The sequence below is a fragment of the Mesorhizobium sp. M8A.F.Ca.ET.021.01.1.1 genome (assembly GCF_003998025.1).
Lineage (GTDB): Bacteria > Pseudomonadota > Alphaproteobacteria > Rhizobiales > Rhizobiaceae > Mesorhizobium.
In genome coordinates this window covers 1-6099 of record NZ_RZSJ01000370.1, presented here as the reverse complement: position 1 = coordinate 6099, position 6099 = coordinate 1, and the positions used below count along the sequence as shown (strand labels likewise).

The 6099-nt window shown below is 66.0% G+C and carries 8 protein-coding genes and 1 pseudogene; 3 read left to right on the top strand and 6 right to left on the bottom strand.

Going from position 1 to position 6099, the window contains the following annotated elements; translation table 11 throughout:
- A partial coding sequence (locus EOA36_RS24105) for an alpha/beta hydrolase (RefSeq protein ID WP_145969281.1) occupies positions 1-481 on the bottom strand: 481 nt, incomplete at its 3' end.
- 119 nt (positions 482-600) lie between these two features.
- Here EOA36_RS24105 and EOA36_RS24100 point away from each other — a divergent pair.
- Positions 601-1503 (top strand): LysR family transcriptional regulator, encoded by a 903-nt coding sequence (locus EOA36_RS24100; RefSeq protein WP_127279721.1) that lies wholly within the window; start codon positions 601-603, stop codon positions 1501-1503.
- Positions 1504-1512: 9 nt separating this feature from the next.
- Here the strand turns inward: EOA36_RS24100 and EOA36_RS24095 are convergent, their stop codons facing one another.
- The 5 genes from EOA36_RS24095 to EOA36_RS24075 all read right to left on the bottom strand — a co-directional run bounded on the left by EOA36_RS24095 (position 1513) and on the right by EOA36_RS24075 (position 5234).
- Positions 1513-2259 (bottom strand): 2OG-Fe(II) oxygenase, encoded by a 747-nt coding sequence (locus EOA36_RS24095; protein WP_127279720.1) that lies wholly within the window; start codon positions 2257-2259, stop codon positions 1513-1515.
- Entirely contained in the window at positions 2256-2807 is a 552-nt protein-coding gene (locus EOA36_RS24090; RefSeq protein WP_127279719.1) for a methylated-DNA--[protein]-cysteine S-methyltransferase, read from the bottom strand. Before EOA36_RS24090 ends, EOA36_RS24095 begins: the two co-directional genes overlap by 4 nt.
- A 296-nt stretch (positions 2808-3103) precedes the next feature.
- The gene (locus tag EOA36_RS24085) at positions 3104-3319 is read right to left on the bottom strand and encodes a hypothetical protein (protein ID WP_245464454.1); all 216 of its coding nucleotides are present in this window, start codon (positions 3317-3319) and stop codon (positions 3104-3106) included.
- 22 nt (positions 3320-3341) lie between these two features.
- Positions 3342-4457 (bottom strand): bifunctional DNA-binding transcriptional regulator/O6-methylguanine-DNA methyltransferase Ada, encoded by a 1116-nt coding sequence (gene ada / locus EOA36_RS24080; protein WP_127279722.1) that lies wholly within the window; start codon positions 4455-4457, stop codon positions 3342-3344.
- Between the two features lie 84 nt (positions 4458-4541).
- Complete coding sequence (locus tag EOA36_RS24075) at positions 4542-5234, bottom strand: helix-turn-helix domain-containing protein (RefSeq protein WP_127279717.1); 693 nt, start codon at positions 5232-5234, stop codon at positions 4542-4544.
- Positions 5235-5411: 177 nt separating this feature from the next.
- On the opposite strand from EOA36_RS24075, the gene EOA36_RS24070 reads away from it, so the two are divergent.
- Both EOA36_RS24070 and EOA36_RS24065 read left to right on the top strand, forming a co-directional pair.
- Entirely contained in the window at positions 5412-5738 is a 327-nt protein-coding gene (locus tag EOA36_RS24070; protein ID WP_127279716.1) for a DUF1330 domain-containing protein, read from the top strand.
- 107 nt (positions 5739-5845) lie between these two features.
- A pseudogene (locus EOA36_RS24065) lies at positions 5846-6099 on the top strand (hypothetical protein); the annotation flags it as partial.

Genomic DNA, 6099 nt, shown 5'->3' with positions numbered 1-6099 from the left:
GCTTGATCTTGTCCCAGTCGCCTATGCCCGGCAGCGGCGCGTCGATGACGACCCATTTGGCGATGCGCTTCGGATATTGCGCGGCCAGCGCATAGCCGACCATGTTGCCGATGTCGTGCGTTACCAGCTCGGCCTTGTCGATCTTCAGCGCATCCATCACGCCGGCGATGTCGACCGCCTGGTTCTTCTTGGTGTAGCCGTCGTCGGGATGCGCCGAAAGGCCCATGCCGCGCAGGTCCGGCACGATCACCGTGTGATCCTTCATCAACGCAATCGCGGCCGGCGCCCACATGTCGCCGGTATCGGCGAAGCCATGCAGCAGCACGACCGCCGGGCCTTTTCCGCCGACACGGACGTGCAGGCTGGTGCCGTTGGTCTTGATCGTCTGCGTCTTGAAGCTGGCAGGAAAAGCGACCACGCGGGCCGAGGCCGGAATGCTCATTGCCAACAAGCCGAGCACTATGACCAAAGCACGAAACATGAAGCACTCCTGGAGGTTTGTTCTATCACCGCAGTATCGCGGTTTTGTGAACTATGACACCATGCCCTTGATTTCGTTAGGCGACGGTCGCCTGATTGTGAATTCGGGAAAGCCGAACAATGCTGAAGCTCGAAGCCGCCGCCGCCTTTGTCGCCGTGGCGGAATCCGGTTCGATCACCGAAGCGGCCCGGCGCATGGCGCTGTCGAAATCCGTCATCAGCGAGCGGCTGTCGGAACTCGAACGCGGCCTCGGCACGAAGCTGCTGGACCGCACGACGCGCAAGCTTTCCATCACCGAGACAGGACGAAGTTTCTATGAACGCGCCAAGCGCATCATGCAGGAGGTGGCCGATGCCAGCGCCGAGATCGCCGAGCGCCGCGGTGAACTCGCCGGGCCGCTCAGAATAGCGGCGCCGACCAGTTTCGGAATCCTGCATCTCGGCCCGGCGCTGTATGGCTTCCTGGCCAAGCATCCGGGGATTGAGCTGACGCTCGATCTCGACGACCGCTTCGTCAGCATAGTGGCCGACGGCTACGACGCCATTTTGCGTCACGGGCCGGTGGTCGACGACGGCCCCGTCATCGTCAGGAAGCTGGCTTCGAGCCGGCGCTTCCTGGTGGCAGCGCCGGACTATCTCGAGACATTCGGACGGCCCGGGACGGTCGAGGACCTGAAACGCCACAAGGGCATCATCTATTCCATACGGGGCGCCGCCGACTGGCGGTTCAAGGTTTCACGGCGGCTGACGACTGTCCGCCCTCAGACCACGTTGCGCGTCAACAACGGGATCCTGATGCGCGATGCCGCGCTTGCCGGCCTCGGCCTGGCCCTGCTTCCCGCCTATTTCATCCAGGCGGAAATCGCCGACGGGCGGCTGGTGAGCGTCGATGTCGGCGCCGAGCCGGAAGGAGCCAGCATCTACATGGCCTTTCCCGAGGACCGGCGCGGATCGGCCAAACTGCGCGCGCTCACCGCATGGCTGCGCGATGTGTTTGGCGACCCGCCCTACTGGGAAGCATGAGGCCGGCATTCACCTGGCATCGTGGAAGATAATGCCGACCGTGTGGCGCATGCCTGAGCGCAGCCGGCTGACGCCGTGGCGCAGATTGACGCGGTAGTTGCCTTTCGTTCCCTGTACCGGCCGGTTGTGGACGGCGAAGGCCACCGCATCGCCCTGGCGCAGGGGCACCACTTCGACCCGGCTCTGCATGCGCGGCCGCTGTTCGGTCAGCGCGAATTCGCCGCCGGTGAAATCCTCGCCGGGCTCCGAAAGCAGGATCGCCACCTGCAGCGGGAAGGCGAGATCGCCATAGAGGTCCTGGTGCAGGCAGTTGAAGTCGCCGGGCACATATTGCAGCAGAAGCGGCGTCGGCCTGACCTGGCCGGCGGCATGGCACTGGTCGAGGAACGCGGCGTGCGTGGCGGGGTAGCGCATGGCGATCCCCATGCGCTCGTTCCAGCGGTTGGCGACCTCGGCCAGCCTGGGATAGAGCGCGCCGCGCAGGCCGCCGATCAGGTCGGGCAGGGGATAGCGGAAATAGCGGTATTCGCCCTTGCCGAAGCCGTGCCTGGCCATGTGGATGTGGCTGCGGAAATGCTGCTCCTGGGGGTAGAGGCCGGCGAGCTGCCGGCACTCTTCGGGTGAGAGCAGCTTTTCCATCACCGCGCAGCCGAAGCCGTCGAGCTCGGCGGTGAGCGCCGGCCAGTCGTAGGCGGCGATGCGTGTCTCGGCGGCTTCGATCAGCGATGGGGCAACAACCCTGGCGTCGGCGTTCATATCGCCGCCTCCCGCTCCAGCAAGGCGCGCTTGCGTTCGATCCCCCAGCGGTAGCCGGACAGCGAGCCGTCGGCGCGCAGCACGCGGTGGCAGGGAATGCCGAGCGCGATGGGGTTGGCGGCACAGGCCGTCGCCACGGCGCGGGCGCCGTCCGGCATGCCGAGGCGCCGGGCAAGGGCGGTGTAGGTGACCTTGGCGCCGCACGGAATGGTGCGCAGCGCCTCCCACACGCGCTGCTGGAAGTGCGTGCCGTGGCGCATGTCGAGCGGCAGGTCGAGGCCGGCGCCAGGCAACTCGATGAAGCGCGCAATCGCCACGAGATCGTCGCGCAAGCCGGCCTCGTTTTCGAGCGGCACCCTGCCGGGGAAGCGGTTGGCGAGGTCCTGTTCCAGCGTATTGGCGTCGGAACCGATCAGGATGGCGCAGATGCCGATAGGACTGCGCGCCACGAGGATGCGACCAAGCGCGGACTGGCCGATGGCATAGGTGATGGTGTCCAGGGCGGCGCTGGCGCCCGTTGCCGGCATATGGGTTTGCATGTGGTTCATTGCCTTCACTCCGTCTGTGTGCCTGAACCCTAGCCACGGGCCGGATGTTCCTCACTCCGGTGCTTGCTTTCAAATTCAAATCTCGGGCGCCTGAATGGCGAAAGTAGGTGCTCTACGGCGCCCCCCTCTGTCCTGCCGGACATCTCCCCCACGAGGGGGGAGATTGGATGTCATCATCGCCTTTGCCAATTTCCAACGTTGCAAGAATGGGCGGGGCGCCAAAACTGCCGATCTCCCCCCTTGTGGGGGAGATGTCCGGCAGGACAGAGGGGGGCGCCGTAGAGTGCTGAGGTGTACTAGGCGACACGCGTGACGCAGGCCTCGCCGAGCAAGAACACCTCGCCTGATAACAGCCGCAGCTCGATCTCGCCGGTGGCGGTGCGGTTCCACTCAGCCTTGCCTCCGTGGACCAGTTCGCCGATGGCGGCCATGACCAGCGCCTTCGCGTCCTCTCTGACGGCAGCGCCGTTGGCGATCTGGCTGTTGGCACCGGTGGTGGGAGACCTGGCCATCGCGCGCATTGCCGAATCCTCGTCAGGCCCGCGAGGACCGGTAGGTCGTCGCCGTCCCGCCGGCCTCGCGGTCGAGCAGCGCGCGTTTGCGCTCCGCGCCCCAGGCATAGCCCGACAGGGCGCCGTCCTTCCGGATCACGCGGTGACAGGGGATAGCGACCGCAAGGGCGTTGGCCGCGCAGGCGGCGGCGATGGCGCGGGTCGCCTTCGGCGCGCCGACACGCCGCGCGATCTCGGCATAGGAAACGGTGTGGCCGGCCGGGATGTCCCGCAAGGCCTGCCAGACGCGCTGCTGGAACGCGGTGCCGCGCACGTCGAGCGGCAGGTCGAGACCGAGCGCCGGCGCCTCGACGAAGCCGACGACGCGGGCGACCAGAGCCTCGTAGTCGCCGTCGCCGCCGACCAGCCGCGCCTTGGGGAAACGGTCCTGCAGGTCGCGCACCAGCGCGTCCGGATCGTCGCCGAGCAGGATCGAGGCGACGCCCTTGCGGCTCGACGCGACCAGTATGGCGCCGAGCGAGGTCTCGCCGACGGCAAAGCGTATGTCCTCATTGGCGCCGCCGGAACGGTAGCGCGTCGGCGTCATGCCGAGCATACCGGTCGACTTCTCGTAGAAACGCCCGCTCGAATTGAAGCCCGCATCGTAGATCGCCGATGTCACGCTGACGCCGCCTTCCAGCCCCTGGCGGACCCGGGCGGCACGGCGGGCCGCTGCATACTCTTTCGGCGTCAGCCCGGTGACCGCCTTGAAAACGCGGTGGAAATAGCCGGGACTTCGGCCGGCGGCATCAGCCAGTTCGGCAAGCGAGGGTTCGTCCTCGCTCGCCTCGATCCTGCGGCAGGCATCGGCGACCATCGCGACGTTGGCGGCCTCGAGCGAAGGGCCATCCGGATTGCAGCGCCGGCATGGACGAAAGCCTGTCGCCTTCGCCTGTTGTAAAGTGTCGTGCAACTGGACATTGGCGGGGTTGGCGCGCCGGGACGGGCAGGACGGCCGGCAATAGACGCCGGTCGTCGCCACCGAATACCAGAATGCGCCATCGGCCGACTTGTCGCGCGCCACGATGCGCGCCCAGCGCGGATCGTCGTCCACCGGCAGTGGCGCGGGTTGCAGATGTTTGGTCAGGGTGATGAACATAAGCGCATAGAAGCCGCCAAAAGGCCGCCTCGCCACCCGTTTCCTGCCAAACGGCGCAGATCGCGGTCGATGAGCCTCGCTGTCCTACGCCGCGCGCTTGGGCTCCACCGCGAAGGGGCTGAGGCCGAGCCAGGTCTGCATCTGCCTGCCGATGGCCTGGTCGCCGGTCAGGACGACCTTCGCGCCGGCCTTCTCGACGGTGAGCAATCCCATCCAGATCGCCGTCATCGTGTGCAGGTCGGTCGAGACATAGAGGTCGACGTCGAAGCCCGGATCGTACCAGCACAGGTCGACCTCGCCGTGCTTTTCGACGATCAGCCACCAGGAGCGTTTGGAGGCGGGGAGTTCCTGATACAGAAATTGTATCACCGTGCGTCCTTCCGGCAGCGGCGAGGGGTTCAAATTGCGCCGCATGTCCCACATCAGCAGCGACGGATCGAGATTCTTCAGCGACAGCCGGGACTCGACCCATTTCTGGCCCCAGAACCCCATCGCCTCGACGACCGGGCGCAGATCGCGGCCGGCCTCGGTCAGCCGGTAGTCGAAGATCCCTTTCTCTCCCTGGACCTCCTTGCGCTCGACGATCCCCGCCAACTCTAGCTCCTTCAGCCGTTGCGACAGAAGGGTCGGCGACATTTTCGGCACGCCGCGGCGCAGGTCGTTGAAGCGGGTCGATCCCGCCACGAGCTCGCGCATCAGCACCATCGTCCAGCGGGTGCACAGCACTTCGGCGGCCATCGATAGCGGGCAGAACTGTTTGTATCCGTGCTGGGTCATGACTGTGCCTCTCCCTCGAACCTGCGGCCAACATTAGTCCTTCGTGATTGAAGCGGCGAGTACAGAAACTGTACCGGCCCGGTACAGATCGCGGACTGGCTGGCGCTGGCCCTGCCATGCGAGCCCTTTGGCCGGTGCGCACGGGATACCCCTGTGCGCCGCAACCAGGAGACCACAATGACTGCTTACGTTATCGCGGACATCAAGATGAAGGACCCGAAGTGGGTCCCGGCTTACGCCGCCTCGGTGCACGACCTCGTCCACAAGCATGGCGGCAAATATCTGTCGCGAAGCGGCAATGTGACGACGCTCGAAGGCATGCCGCTCGACACGACGCTGATCGCCCTGATGGCTTTCCCGTCGGAAGCCGCGGCGCGCGCCTTCACCAGCGATCCGGCCTATGCGCCTTTCGTTTCGGCCCGCCAGGACGGCAGCGACAGCCGTTTCCAGCTGATCGACGACACCGATCTGGCCGGAACGATCCCGTACCTGCCGAAGGGATGACCGGCATTCGCCGCGTTTTCGGGATCTCCACGCAACAACAGCCACGGCGCTTGCCTGTCGCGCCGCCGTATTGCCGGCGGCCGGCCAGCCGTGCTTTTTCAACAGGAATGGATATGAAATCAAACTTTCGCAACGGGCTTCTCATGGCGGGGGCCGTGCTGGCCGTCTGCACGACCTTCGCACAGGCGCATCAGGAGGCGGCGGGCGCGCCGGACGCCAATCCGCTGGCCGAAAAGGTGCGGGCAGCCAACAGCCGGTTTCTCGACGTCAACGCGGCGACGGCGGAAGGCTATGCGCCCATTCCCTGCGCCAGCGGCATCACCGGCGGCGCCATGGGCATCCACTATGTCAATGGCGGGGA